This is a genomic window from Pseudomonas sp. LBUM1641, from assembly GCF_059716235.1.
Genome location: NZ_CP166815.1, coordinates 1,753,594 through 1,772,508, shown reverse-complemented (window position 1 = coordinate 1,772,508; position 18,915 = coordinate 1,753,594). Strand labels below are relative to the sequence as shown.

Sequence of the window (18,915 nt, the reverse complement as noted above, 5' to 3'; positions counted from 1 at the left end):
CAGTGACCTGTTCCGTACACCCGCTGCCCTATCGGGCGAACCCTGCCGAATACTTTGCAGCGATCCGCCATGCCCCCGGCGCAGTGCTGCTGGACAGCGGCCGACCCGCTGCCGAGCGTGGTCGGTATGACCTGCTGAGCGCCTGGCCCGAGACGACACTGACGGTACTGCCGGACGAAAGCGGCAGCGATTTCCTGCAACGCTTGCGGGAAAACCTGACGTTGCTGGGTGAAGCCACGATTCCTGCGCCCTACGAACTGCCGTTTGCCGGTGGCCTGATCGGTTACCTGAGCTACGACTTCGGTCGCCATCTTGAACAACTGCCGCACCTGGCCGTAGACGACCTGCACCTGCCCGATGCGCGGTTTGGCCTGTACGCCTGGGCCTTGATCAGCGATCACCTGGCGCAGACCAGCCAACTGGTGTTCCACCCCAAACTGGCGGAACGCGAACGGCAACGCCTGATCACCTTGTTCGGTCAGCCGGCCATCAGCGCATCGGCCACCTTCAAGCTGCAAGGCCCAATGGCCCCGGACGTGACAGCCGACACCTACAAACACGCACTCGCCCGCATCCAGGACTACATCCAGGCCGGGGACTGCTACCAGGTCAACTTTGCCCAACGCTTCCGCGCCCCGTGCGTCGGCGACCCATGGGTTGCCTATTGCGCCCTGCGCGCAGCCTGCCCAACACCGTTTTCCGGGTTCCAAAGCTTGCCGGATGATGGCGCGGTATTGAGTTTATCGCCGGAGCGCTTCGTCAAAATCAGCCAGCGCCAAGTGGAAACCCGCCCGATCAAGGGCACCCGGCCACGGGGTGCAACGCCTGTGGAAGATGCGGCCAACGCCGCCGAATTGCTGGCCAGCCCCAAGGATCGGGCCGAGAACCTGATGATCGTCGACCTGCTGCGCAACGACCTGGGCCGCACCTGCCGTACCGGCTCGGTGAAAGTGCCGGAGTTGTTCAGTCTCGAAAGCTATCCGAATGTGCATCACCTGGTGAGCAGCGTCACCGGTGAGCTGGCGGACGACAAAGACGCCCTCGACCTGATCGCCGGCAGCTTCCCCGGCGGCTCCATCACCGGCGCCCCGAAGATCCGCGCGATGCAGATCATCGACGAACTGGAGCCGACCCGGCGCGGGTTGTATTGCGGCTCGTTGTTGTACCTGGACGTACGCGGCGAGATGGACAGCTCCATCGCCATTCGCAGCCTGTTGGTCAAGGATGGCCAGGTATGTTGCTGGGGTGGCGGCGGGATTGTCGCGGACTCGGAGTGGCAGGCGGAGTATCAGGAGTCGATGACCAAGGTGCGAGTGTTGTTACAAACGCTGGAAAGCCTGTAGCGCCCACCCTTCCCAGCCTTGGACGTATAGCAAGGAAGCAGAAAAAACCTGAATCAGTACCGAAGTGGACGGAGTTGAAGTCGGACGATAGCGTCTGGCCTCGAACGTCCACCAGCCGTCTGTGAAGGATCACATGAAACGACTGCCTACTCGTCAGAAAAGATTTCCGAGATTGCATCTGCCCTCAACCGCACCTGTCATCTCCCAAATTGGGAGGTTGCAGCGGTGCGGATAATCGCTCTGTCTGCCTTGCGAATATTCTGGGAAAGCCAACCCGGTTACAGGGATGCCAAAACGCCGCTGGTCGAGCTATATCGCCATAATGCGGAGACCGTGTGATGAACATCAAACCTATTCATTCCCAGGAAGACCTGACCGCTGCGCTCGCGCGCGTCGAGCAGCTTTGGGAAGCGGAAATCGGCTCGCCTGAGGGTGACGAGCTGGAAATTCTCGCAATACTTATCGAAAAGTACGAAGCAGAGCATTACCCGATGCCGCCTTCGGATCCCATAGAAGCAATTAAATTTCGAATGGAGCAACTAGGTCTGACGGCCCGAGACCTGGAGCCCTTCATAGGTCCGAGCGGGCGAGTTTCTGAAGTGCTGAACCACAAGCGTAAGCTGAGCTTGTCGATGATCAAACGCCTGCATGAAGGCTTGCGCATTCCTTATGAGAGTTTGCTTGCAGGCGTTTAGTCGATCACTTGATTAGAGGCTCAACGAACGATTCGACGCCTTGATGAACTCTTTCTTCAAGTCCTCAAACGTATGCACAGCCGGGAACTGCGGGAACTCGCGGATCACGTTTTCCGGTGCGTGGAACAGGATCCCGCGATCCGCCTCACCGAGCATGGTGGTGTCGTTGTAGGAATCGCCGGCGGCAATCACTCGGTAGTACAAGGTCTTGAACGCCAGCACCGACTGACGCTTGGGATCTTTCTGGCGCAGTTGGTAGCTCACCACCCGGTCGTTCTCGTCGGTGATCAACCGATGGCAGAGCAAGGTCGGGAATCCCAGTTGACGCATCAGCGGCTGGGAGAACTCATAGAATGTGTCCGACAGGATCACCACCTGGAAGCGTTCGCGCAGCCAGTTCACGAATTCGATGGCGCCGTCGAGGGGCTTGAGGGTGGCGATCACTTCCTGGATGTCCGAGAGCTTCAGCCCGTGTTCATCAAGAATGCGCAGGCGCTGTTTCATCAGCACGTCGTAGTCGGGAATGTCCCGGGTGGTGGCCCGCAAGGATTCAATACCGGTTTTTTCGGCGAAGGCGATCCAGATTTCCGGGACCAGCACTCCTTCCAGGTCGAGACAGGCAATTTCCACAAGACACTCCCATTTAAAGTTATTGAGTTGAGCGAGCAAAAGGACTGCCGAACTCTAGCGATTCACGCCAGCCGCCGCAACGCAGGCGGGATTTTGTTACCATCGCCCTCCTATAGAGCGCTCAGCGCCATTGACCTGTAGGAACCGTCCTGATGAACCAAGCCTTCGACGTCGCTGAACTCGCCGCGACTTATGCCAACAAATCCGCCCAGGACATTCTCAAGCTGGCTTTCAGCCAGTTTGGCGACGACCTGTGGATCTCTTTCAGCGGTGCCGAGGACGTGGTGCTGGTAGACATGGCCTGGAAGCTGAACAAGAACGTCAAGGTGTTCAGCCTCGACACCGGCCGCCTGCACCCGGAGACCTACCGGTTTATCGAGCAGGTGCGCGAGTTCTACAAGATTGACATCGAGCTGATCTCGCCGGACCAGAGCAAGCTGGAACCCTTCGTCAAGGAAAAGGGCCTGTTCAGCTTCTACAAGGACGGCCATGGCGAGTGCTGCGGCGTGCGCAAGATCGAACCACTGCGCCGCAAGCTTTCCGGCGTGAGCGCCTGGGCCACCGGCCAGCGCCGCGACCAGAGCCCCGGCACCCGCAGCCAGGTGGCCGCGCTGGAAATCGATACCGCCTTCTCCACGCCGGAACGCACCCTGTACAAGTTCAACCCGCTGGCGCAGATGACCAGTGAGGAAGTCTGGGGTTACATCCGCATGCTGGAGCTGCCGTACAACAGCCTGCACGAGCGCGGTTTTATCAGCATCGGCTGTGAGCCTTGCACGCGCCCGGTACTGCCGAACCAGCACGAACGCGAAGGCCGTTGGTGGTGGGAAGAAGCAACCCAGAAAGAATGCGGGTTGCACGCCGGGAACATCATCAGCAAGGCGTAACACCTGAGCCAAAATCCTGTACACAGAAATGTCACCATCGGTGCCATTTTTGTGTGCACTTATAAAATCCTGCACCGAAAAGTTACATCATCCCCCGTCACACCTCTCGTTAAATCCTCTTCCCTCCCTGCGCTACAAAATAAATAGCTGTTCAAACGGTCAATTTATATCGCTTTAAATTCAGCTATTTATTTCCAATCACTCTAAAAACCAACTTATTCGATAATTTTCCCGGCGAAAATCTGGCACGCATGTGGCTTAAGGCAAAACACACTTTGTATACAATCAATAAAAAAGATACATACACTTTGACATCAGCCGTTCTCCTGCTGGTGTTCAGGAGCCTGCCGGAATGCGTACAAGTCTCTCCAATAACATCGCACTGGATCTGCCCTCCTCCACCCTGAACCCCGAGGCCACGAGCCCCGGCCCGCTAGTCCTCAGCCCGCGCCTGCACAACAAGGATCTTGCACCCACCAAGGCCGAAGGCCGGCGCTGGGGCCGCTACAGCATCTTTGCCCTGTGGACTAACGATGTGCACAACATCGCCAACTATTCCTTCGCCATCGGCCTATATGCGATGGGCCTGGGCGGCTGGCAGATTCTGCTGTCCCTGGGGATCGGCGCGGCGCTGGTGTACTTCTTCATGAACCTGTCCGGCTACATGGGCCAGAAGACCGGCGTGCCGTTTCCGGTGATCAGTCGCATCAGTTTCGGCATCCATGGCGCGCAGATTCCGGCGCTGATTCGCGCGGTGATCGCGATTGCCTGGTTCGGGATTCAGACCTACCTGGCCTCGGTGGTTTTCCGTGTGCTGCTGACGGCGGTTCATCCAGGTTTTGCCGACTACGACCACGACTCGATCCTCGGCCTGTCGACCCTCGGCTGGGCGTGTTTTGTGGCGATCTGGTTTGTGCAGCTCGCCATCCTCGCCTATGGCATGGAGATGGTGCGCCGCTATGAAGCGTTCGCCGGGCCGGTGATTTTGCTGACGGTGGCATCACTCGCCGGCTGGATGTATTTCCAGGCCGGCGGCCAGATCGCCTGGTCGATCCGCGAGCCACTCACCGGTGCCGAGATGTGGCGCAATATCTTCGCCGGCGGCGCGCTGTGGCTGGCGATCTACGGCACGCTGATCCTGAATTTCTGCGACTTTGCCCGCTCTTCGCCCTGCCGCAAGACCATCAAGGTCGGCAACTTCTGGGGCCTGCCGGTGAACATCCTGGTGTTCGCCGCCATCACCGTGCTGCTGTGCGGCGGGCAGTTTCACCTCAATGGCCGGGTGATCGAGAGCCCTACGGAAATCATTGCGGCGATACCCAACACATTCTTCCTGGTGCTGGGCTGCCTGGCGTTCCTGATTGTGACCGTGGCGGTGAACATCATGGCCAACTTCGTCGCACCCGCCTTTGTGCTGAGCAACCTGGCGCCCAAGTACCTGAACTTCCGCCGCGCCGGGCTGATCAGCGCCACCGTGGCAGTGCTGATTCTGCCGTGGAACCTCTACAACAGCCCGCTGGTAATCGTGTATTTCCTCTCGGGGCTCGGCGCTCTTTTGGGGCCGTTGTACGGGGTGATCATGGTCGACTACTGGTTGATCCGCAAAAGCCAGGTGGACGTGCCGCAGCTGTATAGCGAAGACCCGATGGGGGTTTATTACTACAGCCGTGGCGTCAATCTGCGCGCCATTGCGGCGTTTATTCCTGCGGCAGTGATCGCCATTCTCCTCGCCCTGCTGCCCGGTTTCGCCCTTGTCTCGCCGTTCTCCTGGCTGATTGGCGCCGGTATTGCAGGGCTGCTGTACCTGCTGCTCGCCAAGCGCCAGCCGCATTACGCCGATGTGAGCGGCGAAAGCATTGCAGTCGATAACGTCAGTCATTAAGTAAGGACATTCCATGCGCATCCTTGTGGTCAACGTCAACACCACCGAGTCCATCACCGAGGCCATCGCCAAACAGGCACGGGCGGTGGCGTCCCCGGGTACCGAGATCGTCGGGCTGACCCCGTTTTTCGGTGCCGAATCGGTGGAAGGCAATTTCGAAAGCTACCTGGCGGCCATTGCGGTAATGGACCGGGTGATGGCCTACGACCAGCCGTTCGATGCCGTGATCCAGGCGGGTTACGGCGAACACGGCCGCGAAGGTTTGCAAGAGTTGCTCAACGTGCCGGTGGTGGACATCACCGAAGCGGCGGCCAGCACTGCGATGTTCCTCGGGCATGCCTACTCGGTGGTGACCACCCTGGACCGCACGGTGCCGCTGATCGAAGACCGGCTGAAACTGGCGGGTTTGTACCAGCGCTGCGCGTCGGTACGAGCCAGCGGCATGGCAGTGCTGGAGCTGGAAGAAGACCCGCTGCGGGCCATGGAGGCCATCGTGCGCCAGGCTGAATTGGCGATCAGCGAAGACAAGGCCGAAGTGATCTGCCTGGGCTGCGGCGGCATGGCCGGGCTGGACGACCAGATTCGCCACCGCACGGGCGTGCCGGTGGTGGACGGCGTGACCGCAGCGGTCGCCATTGCTGAAGGGCTGGTGCGATTGGGGCTGTCGACCTCGAAGATCCGCACGTATGCGACGCCGAGGCCGAAGAAAGTGATTGGCTGGCCCGGAAAGTTCGGACACTGAAGATCCAAAATGTGGGAGCGGGCTTGCTCGCGAAAGCGGTGGATCAGTCGATGCATCTGGTGACTGTCACACCGCCTTCACGAGCAAGCCCGCTCCCACACGTTGATCCCCACAAGGATCAAATGGCACTGAACCGACGCCCCAACTCGCGCTCGACAAACTGCTCCAGAATGAAATCCACAAACGCCCGGGTCTTGCCGGGCAGCAGCTTGTGTTCGGCGTAGTACAGCGAGATGTTGCCGTCGTCGACGTACCAGTCGGGCAGCACTCGCACCAACTGGCCACTGTCGAGGAACGGCACCGCCATCGGCATGCTGACCAGCGCAATCCCCAGGCCTTGGGCGCTGGCGCAGCAGGCGGCGCCGGAGTCGCTCATGGTCATGCGCGGCTTGAGCACCAGCGGGCGCTGTTCGCGGTTGCGATGGGTGAGTTGCCAGGAGCGCACGCGCCCGGTTTGCGGTGAGCGGATCAGGATGCCGTTACAGAGACCCAGGTCCTCGGGCGCGAGCACCGGCTTGCGCTTGGCAAGGTAGTCCGGTGAGGCCAGCAGGATCCGGTGCGCCGGTGCCAACTTACGCGCGACCACGCCTTGGGGCAGCTCAAAACCACCGCCAATCGCGACATCAAAGCCTTGGCCGATCAGGTCCACCTGGCGATTGTCGAAATGCCAGTCGGGGCTGATATCCGGAAAACGCTGCAAAAACTCACTCAGCAACGGCACCACGTAGCGGGTGCCGAACACGGTGCCCATGCTCACTTTCAGCGTTCCCACCGGCCGCCCTTCGGCGCTGGCCAGGTTGGCCACGGCATTTTGAATAGTGGTGAGGCTGCCGCTGACTTCTTCCAGGAATAGCTTGCCGGCTTCAGTCAGGGTCAGGCGCCGGGTGCTGCGCTGAAAAAGCCGCACACCCAGGCGTCCTTCCAGCTTGGCCACGCTTTTACCCACGGCCGCCGGTGTCAGGCTCAGGTGCCGGGCGGCTTCGGCAAAGCTGCCACCTTCGGCGCTGCGCACAAAGCATTCGATACTGCCAAAGCTTTCCATATCGCCCCACTCTAAACTTTTGGTTTACACAGACTATAGCAATCACGGTCTACCGAGGGCGCCATACGAGGTCGATACTCGACTCCAACCTCAACACACCTTTTGGAGATCGACATGACCACACAGAACCTCAGCGGCAAAGTCGCCTTGATCCAGGGCGGTTCTCGCGGTATCGGCGCCGCCATCGTCAAGCGCCTGGCCGCCCAAGGCGCAGCCGTCGCCTTCACCTATGTCAGCTCCGCTGCCAAGGCCGAAGCATTGCAGAACAGCGTGATCAGCGAAGGCGGCAAAGCCCTGGCGATCCACGCTGACAGCGCCGACGCAGCCGCCATCCGCAGCGCCGTCAACGCCACCGTCGAAGCCTTCGGGCGCCTGGATATCCTGGTGAACAACGCAGGCGTGCTGGCCGTCGGCCCGCTGGAAGATTTCAGCCTGGAAGACTTCGACCGAACCCTCGCCATCAACGTGCGCAGCGTGTTTGTCGCTACCCAGGAAGCCGCGCGACACATGGGCGAAGGTGGCCGCATCATCAACATCGGCAGCACCAACGCCGATCGCATGCCGTTTGCCGGTGGCGGCCCGTACGCCATGAGCAAATCGGCGCTGGTCGGCCTGACCAAAGGCCTGGCCCGCGACCTGGGGCCACGGGGCATCACCATCAATAACGTGCAGCCAGGCCCGGTGGACACCGACATGAACCCGGCAAGCGGTGATTTCGCCGAGAGCCTGATCGGCTTCATGGCCGTGGGCCGTTATGGCCATGTGGAAGAGATCGCCAGTTTCGTCGCTTACCTGGTTGGCCCTGAAGCCGGCTATATCACCGGCGCCAGCCTGACCATCGACGGCGGCTTCGGCGCCTGAACCCAAGCTGCGACATCACACCACGCTCCGACCTTGGTCGACACTGACTAACGCCAAGCATCATGCGAGACTGTTCGCCCGGGCCGGGAATGCCCGGGCGTTCTTATGTCTGGAGTTCTCATGACGCTGTCCAGCGGGCTGATCGCCGCCGTTGCCCTGGCCTATATGGCCATTATGTTTGCCATCGCCTTTTACGGTGACCGTCGCCATGCGCCATTGCCGCCGCGGATGCGTGCCTGGGTGTATAGCCTGTCGCTGGCGGTGTATTGCACCAGCTGGACATTCTTTGGTGCCGTAGGCCAGGCGGCCGAACAGTTATGGGCGTTTTTACCGATCTACCTGGGGCCGGTGCTGCTGCTGGTGTTGGCGCCGTGGGTCCTGCAAAAGATGGTGCTGATCAGCAAGCAGGAAAACATCACCTCCATCGCCGACTTTATCGCCGCCCGTTATGGCAAATCCCAATCCCTTGCAGTGGTGGTGGCGCTGATCTGTCTGGTGGGCGTCCTGCCTTATATTGCCTTGCAGCTCAAAGGCATCGTGCTGGGGGTGAACCTGCTGATCGGTGCCAGCGCTGACACCACCGGCACCCGCTCCCAGGACACGGCGCTGATTGTGTCGCTGGTGCTGGCGTTGTTCACCATTGTGTTTGGTACCCGCAACCTGGACGCCACGGAACACCACCGAGGCATGGTGCTGGCGATTGCGTTTGAATCCCTGGTCAAGCTGTTCGCGTTTCTCGCCGTCGGTGCGTTTGTGACCTACGGGCTGTACGACGGGTTCGAGGATTTGTTCAGCCAGGCGATGCTTGCGCCGCGACTGGAGGAATACTGGAAAGAGACCGTCAACTGGCCCTCGATGGTGGTGCAGACCGGCGTCGCGATGATGGCAATCATCTGCCTGCCCCGGCAGTTTCACGTCACCGTGGTGGAGAATATCGACCCCCAGGACCTGCGCCTGGCCAAGTGGGTATTCCCGGCCTATCTGATCCTGGCCGCCCTGTTTGTGATCCCGATTGCCCTCGGCGGGAAAATGCTGCTGCCAGGCTCGGTATTGCCGGATTCCTACGTGATCAGCCTGCCATTGGCCGAAGCCCATCCGGCCCTAGCCGTGCTGGCGTTTATCGGCGGAGCCTCGGCGGCGACGGGCATGGTGATCGTCGCGAGCATCGCGCTGTCGACCATGGTCTCCAACGACATGCTGCTGCCCTGGCTGCTGCGCCGTTCCAGCGCCGAGCGGCCGTTCGAAGTCTTCCGTCACTGGATGCTGTCGGTGCGCCGGGTGAGCATTGTCATCATCCTGCTGCTGGCTTATGTCAGTTATCGGTTGCTGGGATCCTCTGCGAGCCTTGCAACCATTGGCCAGATTGCCTTTGCGGCGGTGACGCAACTGGCACCGGCCATGCTCGGTGCGCTGTATTGGAAACAGGCCAACCGACGCGGGGTATTTGCCGGGTTGGCGGCGGGTACGTTCCTGTGGTTCTACACCTTGGTCCTACCGGTCACCGCGAAAAGTCTCGGCTGGTCGTTCAGCCTTTTCCCAGGCATGACGTGGCTGCATTCGCACCCGCTGGGCTTGTCGGTGACGTCCCTGACGCTGGGCACCGTGTTTTCCCTGGCGGGTAACTTCACACTGTTTGTGTGGGTCTCGATGCTGTCGCGTACGCGGGTGTCGGAGCATTGGCAGGCCGGGCGTTTTATCGGCCAGGAAACCAGCCAGCGGGCCAGCGCCCGCTCGATGCTTTCAGTGCAGATCAATGATTTGCTCAGCCTCGCGGCGCGGTTTGTCGGTGAAGAACGGGCTCACCAGAGTTTTGTGCGCTTCGCCTATCGCCAGGGCAAAGGCTTTAACCCTAACCAGAACGCCGACAACGATTGGATCGCCCACACCGAGCGCCTGCTGGCCGGTGTGCTCGGCGCTTCGTCGACCCGGGCGGTGGTGAAAGCCGCCATTGAAGGCCGGGAAATGCAGCTGGAGGACGTAGTACGCATCGCCGACGAAGCGTCGGAAGTACTGCAGTTCAACCGGGCATTGCTGCAAGGCGCCATCGAGAACATCACCCAGGGCATCAGCGTGGTGGACCAGTCGTTGCGGCTAGTGGCGTGGAACCGGCGGTACCTGGAGCTATTCAATTACCCCGAAGGGCTGATCAGCGTGGGCCGGCCGATTGCCGACATCATTCGCTACAACGCCGAGCGCGGGCTGTGCGGCCCGGGCGAGGCCGAAGTGCACGTGGCGCGCCGCCTGCACTGGATGCGCCAGGGCCGCGCGCATACCTCCGAACGGCTGTTTCCCAATGGCCGGGTGATCGAGCTGATCGGCAACCCGATGCCGGGCGGCGGGTTTGTCATGAGTTTCACCGACATCACCGCGTTCCGCGAAGCCGAGCAGGCGTTGACCGAGGCCAACGAAGGCCTCGAGCAGCGGGTGACCGAGCGTACCCACGAACTGTCGCAACTCAACGTCGCCCTGACCGATGCCAAGGGTGTCGCCGAGACGGCCAGCCAGTCGAAAACCCGGTTCCTCGCGGCGGTCAGTCACGACTTGATGCAGCCGTTGAACGCCGCAAGGCTGTTCTCTGCCGCCCTCTCCCACCAGAACGAAGGCATGTCGCCGGACGCACGGCAGTTGGTGCAGCATCTGGACAGTTCACTGCGTTCGGCGGAAGACCTGATCAGCGACCTGCTGGATATTTCACGCCTGGAAAACGGCAAGATCAACCCGCAGCGCCAGCCCTTCGTGCTCAATGAACTGTTCGATACGTTGGGCGCCGAGTTCAAGGCGCTGGCCCAGGAACAGGGTTTGCGCTTCCGCCTGCGAGGCAGCCGTTTGCGGGTCGATAGCGACATCAAGTTGTTGCGAAGGGTGTTGCAGAATTTCCTGACCAACGCGTTCCGGTATGCCGACGGGCCGGTGTTGCTGGGAGTCAGGCGCCGTCGTGGCGAACTGTGCCTTGAAGTGTGGGACCGTGGTCCCGGCATTCCCCAGGACAAGCAAAAAGTCATCTTCGAGGAATTCAAACGCCTGGACAGTCACCAGACCCGTGCCGAGAAAGGCCTGGGGCTGGGCTTGGCGATTGCCGACGGCTTGTGCCGCGTGCTGGGGCATCGCTTGAGTGTGCGCTCATGGCCGGGCAAAGGCAGTGTGTTCAGCGTGCGCGTGCCGTTGGCGCGCAGCCAGGTCAGCGCTCCCGCCAAGCCGGTACTGGAAAACGGCCAACCGTTGAGTGGCGCCCAGGTGCTGTGTGTGGATAACGAAGAAAGCATCCTGATCGGCATGCGCAGTCTGCTCACGCGCTGGGGCTGCGAGGTCTGGACCGCGCGTGACCAGGCACAATGTGCCGCGCTGCTGGCCGAGGGGGTGCGCCCGCAACTGGCCCTGGTGGATTACCACCTGGACAACGGCGAAACCGGCACCGAATTGATGGGCTGGCTGCGCGCACAACTGGCGGAGCCGATTCCGGGTGTGGTGATCAGTGCCGATGGACGGCCGGAGATGGTGGCCCAGGTGCATGCGGCAGGGTTGGATTACCTGGCCAAGCCGGTGAAGCCGGCGGCATTGCGGGCCTTGTTGAGCCGGCACCTGCCGCTTTAGCCCATGTGGGAGCTGGCTTGCCTGCGATGGCATCGCCTCGGTGTATCTGGAGGACCGAGGTGCCTGCATCGCAGGCAAGTCGGCTCCCACAGAGACCGGTGACTATTCTGGCAACTGCGCCACGCCGTCTTCATCGGTCATCGCGCGTTCCAGCAGGTCGGCCGGCAGGCTTTTGCTGGCGCGGGCGCCGAGCAGCTTCAGTTGTTCGGTACGGCTCACCAGGTTGCCGCGTCCATCGGTCAGCTTGTTGCGCGCTGCGCTGTAGGCTTTGTCCAACTGCTGCAGGCGGTTGCCCACCTCGTCCAGGTCCTGGATAAACAGCACGAACTTGTCGTAAAGCCAACCGGCACGCTCGGCGATTTCCCGGGCGTTCTGGCTTTGCCGTTCCTGTTTCCACAGGCTGTCGATCACCCGCAAGGTGGCCAGCAGCGTGGTCGGGCTTACGATCACGATATTGCGATCGAAGGCTTCCTGGAACAGGTTCGGCTCGGCTTGGAGCGCGGCCGAAAACGCGGCTTCGATGGGCACGAACAGCAGCACGAAATCCAGGCTGTGCAGGCCTTCGAGACGTTTGTAGTCCTTGCCGGCCAGGCCTTTGACGTGGTTGCGCAACGACAGTACGTGTTGCTTGAGGGCCACCTGGCCGATCGCCTGGTCATCCTCGGAAACGTACTGTTGATAGGCGGTCAGGCTGACCTTGGAGTCCACCACTACCTGCTTGTCACCCGGCAACATGATCAACACGTCGGGCTGGAAGCGCTCGCCGTCCGGGCCCTTGAGGTTGACCTGGGTCTGGTACTCACGGCCCTTCTCCAGGCCTGCATGTTCCAATACCCGTTCCAGGATCAGCTCGCCCCAGTTGCCCTGGGTTTTCTGACCCTTGAGGGCGCGGGTCAGGTTGGTAGCTTCATCGGACAGTCGCAGGTTGAGTTGTTGCAGGCGCTCGAGTTCCTTGGCCAGGGAAAACCGCTCGCGGGCTTCGCTCTGGTAGCTTTCTTCAACGCGCTTTTCGAACGACTGGATGCGCTCCTTGAGCGGGTCGAGCAATTGGCCGAGGCGCTGCTGGCTGGTTTCGGCGAAGCGCTGTTCGCGCTCGTCGAAGATCTTCCCGGCGAGTTCAGCGAATTGCGCGCGCAGTTCATCGCGGGAGCCTTGCAGGTCGCTGAGGCGTTGCTGATGGCTTTCCTGTTGCTCGCGCAGTTCGGCACGCAGGGACGCGGACAAGGCGTCCAGGCGGCGCAGTTCGGTTTCCTTGGCGCAACGGTCGAGGTTCCAGGCGTGGGCGGCGTCGCGGGCATTGTCGCGGTCGATCTGCAGCAGTTCGACTTCGCGGCGCACCGCAGCCAGGTCGGCCTGTTTGGCAGCATTGGCCTGGCTGAGGTCGCTGATTTCATCGCGGCTGGCGTCCAACTGCGCAGCGAGCCCTTCCTGGGCCAGTTGCGCAGTGGCCAGGCGCTCTTCGAGCAATTCCCAGCCAGCCATTCGCGCGGTCAGTTTTCGCTGAATCTGCCAGCACAGCCCCAACAGCGGCAATCCAGCACCGGCGAGACCCAGCGCAACACTGGTCCAGTCAAAAGCCATAGCGATTCCTGCCGTCACCCGAAAAGAAGAAGGTTAACCAAGCCTGCGCATTGAGGACAGCTCAGTCTTCGATCTGGCCCAGTTCACGCTGGGCGATGCGGTCGCCGGCGCGAGCGGCCTGGCGCAGCAGGTCGTGGCCGATGCGGCGGTCCCGGGCGTTGCCGCACTCGCGGCACATCAACTGGCCCAGGCGGCTTTGCGCTACCACCACGCCAGCGCGAGCCGGTTGCTTGAGCAAATGCCCGGCGAAATGCTTGACGTTGGGGCTGTGGCCCAGGCGCGGGCTGTCGAGCAACCACAAGGCAACTTTCAGGGAGAAGCGCTTGGGTGCGGTAACAACCTGAGGGCTGTCGGTAACAGAAGGTGATACTGAGCGAAACTTCATAAAGCACTGTGGGACAGAACGGAAGGCGCGCCACTCTACTCTTTTTTTCGTACAGGTAAAGCTGAAAAAACCCTGCACGCCCGTCCTAGAGCAAGCGCTTGGGACAATCCACAGAAGCTGTGGATAACTCAGTGGACAACCGTTCTGTAACTCCCGCAAAGGCCCATGGAATGGGGGCCGCAGTCAAACTGACGATTTTTTCACCAATAAAAAAAAGCTCGATTTTTCATTGACTTAAATTTTAGTTGCAGGCACCCGGGGGCGCTGATGGGCTTATGTCAGGACGGTGACACAGGACGCAACCAATGTGCACAACTACCCATCTGGCGGTTATATCAACCGTGTTTTTTTGTCAGACGGCTGCTGAGGAATGTTACCGACGCACCACGGCCAGAAAAGTTTTTTACCTAGCACACTTCCTTTCATCGTTTCAATCCGTTACTATCCGCGGCGTTAGTACCAAGCTGAAAGTCAATTCTGGTCGAACAACTCCCTCACGGCACCGCCGACAAAAAGGGATCGACCACCTCGATGGTTTCCAGGTATCACTTGCGACGACACAGCCTTTGAACAATGCAAAGGGTGTCGCGAAGTCTCAATACTCTGAAAGAACCAACCTGCAAATTGATCAGGATCTTCACCCTGGGCCCAGAACCTTTGCCCCTGTTGTGTTGCCTGCCCTCCTAAGTACCTACCTGCCAGCCCAAGCGCGCCAACTTAATAGCGCTTCAAACTGGCTGCTTTGTTCCAGTCGGGTTCTTCGCTTGATCAATGGTGATCAGCGTCACTGGAACGTTTTAACGTTGCACGGTTCTTAACCGTGTCATTTGTAGGAACACCAATAATATGTCCACTCAAATCCACACTCAGGATGCCATTCGCACCCTCACCAACGCTTTTGCACCAATGAACTGCCTGATCATGGCCGCTCGCAAAGGCTGCTTCAGCTTTACCCTGGTCAACGAACACGGCATCGCTCGTCACAGCGAACGCCTGTACCCCGATCAATACTCCAGCGCAGAACCGCTGCAGGCCGTGATTGATCGTACTCGCCAGGCACTGGTTGCCTGATCGACCCGGATCGCTGAAACACAAAAACCTCGGTTAAAACCCGGGGTTTTTTATTGCCTGAAATTCAGGCGCGCTAAGTTTAAATTGATATAAACGATATAACTAAATGATAAAAATATTTTAAAAACAGTCCTTTACGTCGTAAATATGACACTACACTTCAACTCAAGCGGCATGATCCGCTTCCGGCGAGCCTGAGATCCGATTCACTGCTGCCAAGCCCCCTCTCAGGTATCGCCGACCAATTTCATGGATTGAGGCTTTTATGGGCATCGCCGCCAGCGAATTGTGTCGTTATGTGATCCGGCCCACCCTGCTTTACCTGGGTCGTGATAACCCGACTGCTGAATCCCTGCTGCTGGGCATCGCCGCCAGCCAGTCGGCGCTCGGATCAGCCCTGCACGACCGCCGCGGCCATGGCCTCTACAGCATCACCGAACCGCGCCACCGTGCGTTGTGGGATAACTACCTGGCGCTGGATCCCGAGCGCGCCAGCCTGGTTCGCGGCCTCGCCAGCCAGCATGCCTTCCTCAGCGGGCCGCAGCTTGAGCTGACCGTCAACCTGCGTTACGCCACCGCCATCGCCTGGCTGCTGGTGGAACAGCACCGCCCTTCCTTGCCGCCAGCCGACGATGTATTGGCGATGGCGCGTATCTGGAAAGAAATATTTCACCCTCAGGGTCGGCTTCGGGATTTCACCCAGGCCTGGCAAACCTGTGTTTCAACCATGAATCACGTCGCCTGTTGACCGGGCGATTTGCAAGATTCAGCTAAAAACGTTGATTTTGGTCGGATTGTCCTACAAAACCGCTCTATCTCCTATGTTTCAGCCTATAGCGCAAACATAAATTTATTGTTACTTTCCGCAGCGGTGATCACCACGGAGTTCTAATAATGAAAAAAGTAATGCTCAAGACGACACTTAGCCTCGCCGTTGCAATGGCCTCCTCCCACGTGTTCGCGAGCGGCTTTGCCCTCAACGAACAAGACGTTGCCGGGATGGGTACCGGTTTTGCGGGACGTTCTTCATCTGCCGAAAACGCAAGCACCGTTTATGGTAACCCCGCCGGTATGGCTCGCCTTGAAGGCCAGCAAGTTACAGGTGGTGTTGCAGCGATTGATGCCTCCACCAACATCAAAGATGTCAGTGGTCGCTCCAGCGGTAGCAACAAAGGCGACATGGTCCCTTTCACTGCCGTTCCTTTCGGTTTCTACACCAATAAACTCAATGAGCAATGGGCTGTCGGTTTCGGCGTCTATGCACCCTTTGGCCTGGTGACTGACTACGAAAGCGGCTTCCAGGGCAAAGCATTCGGCAGTAAGAGCGAAGTGAAGGTCATCACCTTCCAGCCAACCGTCAGCTATGCCTTCAACGACCGGGTATCGATTGGTTTTGGTCCGACTATCAACCGTATCGCCGGTACGCTTGAGTCCGATATCAACCTGCCAATCGCGGGGACCGGCTCCAACAACATCAAGATCAAGGGTGATGACACCGCACTCGGCTTCAATGCCGGCCTGCTGGTACAAGCCACTGACACCACTCGAGTGGGCCTGACCTATCACTCGAAAGTGAAGTACAAGCTCGAAGGCCATACCGAAGTGACCAAGGGGGCCAACGTTCCTGCCAGTCTCTTGAACAATGGTCGTTACGACGCTTCGCTGAAGATCGACACCCCTGAATCCTGGGATCTGTCTGTTACTCAAGACCTGAGCGACGCCTGGAAACTCTATGCGGGCGCAACATGGACTCGCTGGAGCCGCCTGAAAGACATCACCGTCAATAACGAAGGCGTATCGGCCGCCGCAGGCAGTGGCGCTCTGGCTCCGCAAATTGTCGGCACCATCAAGGAAGACCAGAACTGGCACGATACCTGGGCCTACGCCCTGGGTACTTCGTACCGCGTGACCAAGCAGGTGGTACTGCGTACCGGCCTGACGTTCGACCAGTCGCCGACCAACAACACTGATCGCTCGCCTCGCATCCCTACCGGTGACCGGACGATCTTCAGTCTCGGCCTGGGCTACGACGTAATGCCGAACATGACCGTCGACCTGGCTTACTCCTACCTCAAGGAAGAACCTGTCAAAGTTGCACGCGCTAACGCACTGGGCCAGTCCTACAACGCCAAGTACGAAAACAGCGCCAACGGTTTCGGCCTGGGTGTGACGTACAAGTTCTGATGTAAAGCGACATAAAAAAGCCCCGCTCTCTTGCAAAAGAGGCGGGGCTTTTTAGTGGGCGACGATCAGGGTTTTGAAGCCAGCGCCTCTTCCACTGCCTTGATCAGATCCGGGTTATCAGGCTTGGTCAGGCTGGAGAAGCTGGCGATCACCTTGCCTTGGCGATCCACCACGTACTTGTAGAAATTCCATTTCGGCGCGCTGGCCTGCTGCGCCAGGATCTTGAACAGATGGACCGCGTCCGTGCCCTTGACCTTCTGTGGCTCGGTCATGGTGAAGGTCACGCCGTAGTTCACGTAGCACACCTTGGCGGTTTCCTCGCCAGTCTTGGCTTCCTGCTTGAAGTCATCGGACGGCACGCCGATCACTTCCAGTCCCTGGCCCTTGTAGCGCTGGTACAAGGCTTCTAGCCCTTTGAACTGCGGCGCAAACCCGCAGAAGCTGGCGGTGTTGACGATCACCAGCGGCTTGCCGGCGAAGCGCTGGCACAGGTCGATGGATTCCTTGGCGCGCAGCTTGGGCAACTGGCCTTCAAGCAACGGCGGGCAATCGGCAGCCATGGCGACACCGCCAAAAGCCACCATCAGAGCGGGTACTGCAAGCCAGCGCATCTGCATATCAGGTGTCCTTGAAAAGTCTCAGACACAGAACTTAACAGATCGCCATGCCCAACTGCATCAATGCCAGGCCGCCCTGTTGCCAGCCCCACCACGCCAACAGCAGCAGGACTGCTGCTCCTGCTGCGCCGAGCCAATGCCAGGTCGAATTCATGCCACCCCCATTTGCGCCTGCAAACGTGCTACCGGGCGCTCGCGCACCGGCCAGTTCAGGGCCGCTGCCGCCAGGCTCAGGACGATTGCCACCTGCCAGATCAAATCGTAACTACCGGTTCGATCATAGACCACCCCGCCCAACCAGCCGCCGAGGAACGAGCCCAGTTGGTGGAACAGGAACACGATCCCACCGAGCATGGAAAGGTTTCTGACACCAAACAAGGTCGCGACCGTGCCGTTGGTCAGCGGCACCGTGGACAACCACAGGAAGCCCATGGCCATGCCAAACAGGTAGGCGCTGGTTTGCGTCACCGGCGCCCACAGGAAGATCACAATCACCACCGCCCGCAGCAGGTACAAACCGGTCAACAAGCGTGGCTTGGACATACGCCCGCCGAGCCATCCCGCCGTATACGTGCCGAAGATATTAAACAGGCCGATCAATGCCAGTACCGTGGTACCCACAGAGGCCGGCAGGTGCTGGTCCACCAGGTACGACGGCAAGTGCACGCCGATAAACACCACCTGGAAACCGCAGACAAAAAAACCGAACGCCAACAGCCAGAATCCTGAATGGGAGCAGGCTTCGCTCAAGGCCTCACGCAGGGTCTGTTGACCAGCTACCGCGGGCAGCGGACGGTCCTTGAGCATGGTCACCAACGGCACGATCAGCGCCACCATCACACCCAGCACCAGCAACGCGGCGGACCAGCCGAGCCAGCCGATCAAACCCAGAGTGCCTGGCAACATGGCGAACTGGCCGAAGGAGCCGGCGGCGCTGGCGATGCCCATGGCCATGCTGCGTTTTTCCGGCGCCACGGCGCGCCCCACCACGCCAAGGATCACCGAGAACGAGGTGCCCGACAGGCCAATACCGATCAGCAACCCGGCACTCAGGGACAGCGACCACGCTGAATCCGACAAGCCCATGAACACCAGGCCCAGGGCATACAGCACACCACCGATCATCACCACCTTGGCAGCGCCGAAGCGGTCGGCCAAAGCGCCGGTAAACGGCTGTGCGAGGCCCCAGATCAGGTTTTGCAAGGCGATGGCAAAGGCAAAAGTTTCACGGCCCCAGCCGAACTCGGCACTCATGGGCGCCAGGAACAGGCCAAAGCCATGCCGCACGCCCAAGGACAACGCGAGGATCAGCGCACTCCCCACAAGAATCCAGCCACTGGTGCGCCACATCGAGGTCATTTCTTATTCTCCGGTCGCGGGTATATACCCGCTTGTCATCGAACA

At 59.9% G+C, this 18,915-nt stretch carries 16 protein-coding genes; 10 read left to right on the top strand and 6 right to left on the bottom strand.

What is annotated here, in order from left to right; genetic code table 11:
- The first annotated feature begins 2 nt into the window (after positions 1-2).
- Positions 3-1,343: an aminodeoxychorismate synthase component I gene (gene pabB, locus ACA046_RS08140; RefSeq protein WP_497676244.1), complete on the top strand. Its 1,341-nt coding sequence runs from the start codon at positions 3-5 to the stop codon at positions 1,341-1,343.
- Positions 1,344-1,681: 338 nt separating this feature from the next.
- Positions 1,682-2,038: a helix-turn-helix domain-containing protein gene (locus ACA046_RS08135; RefSeq protein ID WP_076014724.1), complete on the top strand. Its 357-nt coding sequence runs from the start codon at positions 1,682-1,684 to the stop codon at positions 2,036-2,038.
- Positions 2,039-2,050: 12 nt separating this feature from the next.
- Here the strand turns inward: ACA046_RS08135 and thrH are convergent, their stop codons facing one another.
- Positions 2,051-2,668 (bottom strand): bifunctional phosphoserine phosphatase/homoserine phosphotransferase ThrH, encoded by a 618-nt coding sequence (thrH, locus tag ACA046_RS08130; protein WP_063032398.1) that lies wholly within the window; start codon positions 2,666-2,668, stop codon positions 2,051-2,053.
- A 152-nt stretch (positions 2,669-2,820) separates the two neighbouring features.
- Between thrH and ACA046_RS08125 the strand changes: the two genes are divergently transcribed.
- The 3 genes from ACA046_RS08125 (at position 2,821) to ACA046_RS08115 (ending at position 6,179) form a co-directional block, all read left to right on the top strand.
- Positions 2,821-3,555: a phosphoadenylyl-sulfate reductase gene (locus ACA046_RS08125; protein WP_003214958.1), complete on the top strand. Its 735-nt coding sequence runs from the start codon at positions 2,821-2,823 to the stop codon at positions 3,553-3,555.
- A 352-nt stretch (positions 3,556-3,907) separates the two neighbouring features.
- Entirely contained in the window at positions 3,908-5,437 is a 1,530-nt protein-coding gene (locus ACA046_RS08120) for an NCS1 family nucleobase:cation symporter-1 (protein ID WP_497676243.1), read from the top strand.
- Positions 5,438-5,450: 13 nt separating this feature from the next.
- Complete coding sequence (locus tag ACA046_RS08115) at positions 5,451-6,179, top strand: aspartate/glutamate racemase family protein (RefSeq protein ID WP_497676242.1); 729 nt, start codon at positions 5,451-5,453, stop codon at positions 6,177-6,179.
- Between the two features lie 118 nt (positions 6,180-6,297).
- On the opposite strand, the gene ACA046_RS08110 is transcribed toward ACA046_RS08115, so the two are convergent.
- Positions 6,298-7,221 (bottom strand): LysR family transcriptional regulator, encoded by a 924-nt coding sequence (locus tag ACA046_RS08110; protein WP_318302125.1) that lies wholly within the window; start codon positions 7,219-7,221, stop codon positions 6,298-6,300.
- Between the two features lie 114 nt (positions 7,222-7,335).
- Here ACA046_RS08110 and ACA046_RS08105 point away from each other — a divergent pair, with 114 nt between their 5' ends.
- A complete protein-coding gene (locus ACA046_RS08105) occupies positions 7,336-8,082 on the top strand; it encodes a 3-oxoacyl-ACP reductase family protein (RefSeq protein WP_063032408.1) in 747 nt (248 codons plus the stop codon).
- Between the two features lie 120 nt (positions 8,083-8,202).
- A complete protein-coding gene (locus ACA046_RS08100; RefSeq protein ID WP_497676241.1) occupies positions 8,203-11,673 on the top strand; it encodes a hybrid sensor histidine kinase/response regulator in 3,471 nt (1,156 codons plus the stop codon).
- Positions 11,674-11,775: 102 nt separating this feature from the next.
- On the opposite strand, the gene ACA046_RS08095 is transcribed toward ACA046_RS08100, so the two are convergent.
- Positions 11,776-13,140 (bottom strand): DNA recombination protein RmuC, encoded by a 1,365-nt coding sequence (locus ACA046_RS08095; protein ID WP_459029221.1) that lies wholly within the window; start codon positions 13,138-13,140, stop codon positions 11,776-11,778.
- A 175-nt stretch (positions 13,141-13,315) separates the two neighbouring features.
- Positions 13,316-13,639, bottom strand: a complete 324-nt coding sequence (locus ACA046_RS08090; protein ID WP_026078187.1) for an SEL1-like repeat protein — start codon at positions 13,637-13,639, stop codon at positions 13,316-13,318.
- Between the two features lie 846 nt (positions 13,640-14,485).
- Here ACA046_RS08090 and ACA046_RS08085 point away from each other — a divergent pair.
- From ACA046_RS08085 to ACA046_RS08075, 3 genes are all read left to right on the top strand, one after another.
- Complete coding sequence (locus ACA046_RS08085; protein ID WP_003214941.1) at positions 14,486-14,710, top strand: hypothetical protein; 225 nt, start codon at positions 14,486-14,488, stop codon at positions 14,708-14,710.
- A 265-nt stretch (positions 14,711-14,975) separates the two neighbouring features.
- Complete coding sequence (locus tag ACA046_RS08080; protein WP_076014733.1) at positions 14,976-15,458, top strand: hypothetical protein; 483 nt, start codon at positions 14,976-14,978, stop codon at positions 15,456-15,458.
- A 146-nt stretch (positions 15,459-15,604) separates the two neighbouring features.
- Complete coding sequence (locus ACA046_RS08075; protein WP_076014734.1) at positions 15,605-16,894, top strand: OmpP1/FadL family transporter; 1,290 nt, start codon at positions 15,605-15,607, stop codon at positions 16,892-16,894.
- Positions 16,895-16,959: 65 nt separating this feature from the next.
- Here the strand turns inward: ACA046_RS08075 and ACA046_RS08070 are convergent, their stop codons facing one another.
- Positions 16,960-17,511, bottom strand: a complete 552-nt coding sequence (locus tag ACA046_RS08070) for a glutathione peroxidase (protein WP_497676240.1) — start codon at positions 17,509-17,511, stop codon at positions 16,960-16,962.
- Positions 17,512-17,661: 150 nt separating this feature from the next.
- Positions 17,662-18,861, bottom strand: a complete 1,200-nt coding sequence (locus tag ACA046_RS08065; protein WP_497677055.1) for an MFS transporter — start codon at positions 18,859-18,861, stop codon at positions 17,662-17,664.
- Between the last annotated feature and the right edge of the window lie 54 nt (positions 18,862-18,915).

Excerpts from the sequence above, each read along its gene's own strand:
- ACA046_RS08135 (WP_076014724.1), top strand. The coding sequence starts at position 1,682 with ATGAACATCAAACCTATTCATTCCCAGGAAGACCTGACCGCTGCGCTC.
- ACA046_RS08125 (WP_003214958.1), top strand. The coding sequence starts at position 2,821 with ATGAACCAAGCCTTCGACGTCGCTGAACTCGCCGCGACTTATGCCAAC.
- ACA046_RS08120 (WP_497676243.1), top strand. The coding sequence starts at position 3,908 with ATGCGTACAAGTCTCTCCAATAACATCGCACTGGATCTGCCCTCCTCC.
- ACA046_RS08115 (WP_497676242.1), top strand. The coding sequence starts at position 5,451 with ATGCGCATCCTTGTGGTCAACGTCAACACCACCGAGTCCATCACCGAG.
- ACA046_RS08110 (WP_318302125.1), bottom strand. The coding sequence starts at position 7,221 with ATGGAAAGCTTTGGCAGTATCGAATGCTTTGTGCGCAGCGCCGAAGGT.
- ACA046_RS08105 (WP_063032408.1), top strand. The coding sequence starts at position 7,336 with ATGACCACACAGAACCTCAGCGGCAAAGTCGCCTTGATCCAGGGCGGT.
- ACA046_RS08100 (WP_497676241.1), top strand. The coding sequence starts at position 8,203 with ATGACGCTGTCCAGCGGGCTGATCGCCGCCGTTGCCCTGGCCTATATG.
- ACA046_RS08090 (WP_026078187.1), bottom strand. The coding sequence starts at position 13,639 with ATGAAGTTTCGCTCAGTATCACCTTCTGTTACCGACAGCCCTCAGGTT.
- ACA046_RS08085 (WP_003214941.1), top strand. The coding sequence starts at position 14,486 with ATGTCCACTCAAATCCACACTCAGGATGCCATTCGCACCCTCACCAAC.
- ACA046_RS08080 (WP_076014733.1), top strand. The coding sequence starts at position 14,976 with ATGGGCATCGCCGCCAGCGAATTGTGTCGTTATGTGATCCGGCCCACC.
- ACA046_RS08075 (WP_076014734.1), top strand. The coding sequence starts at position 15,605 with ATGAAAAAAGTAATGCTCAAGACGACACTTAGCCTCGCCGTTGCAATG.
- ACA046_RS08070 (WP_497676240.1), bottom strand. The coding sequence starts at position 17,511 with ATGCAGATGCGCTGGCTTGCAGTACCCGCTCTGATGGTGGCTTTTGGC.
- ACA046_RS08065 (WP_497677055.1), bottom strand. The coding sequence starts at position 18,861 with ATGTGGCGCACCAGTGGCTGGATTCTTGTGGGGAGTGCGCTGATCCTC.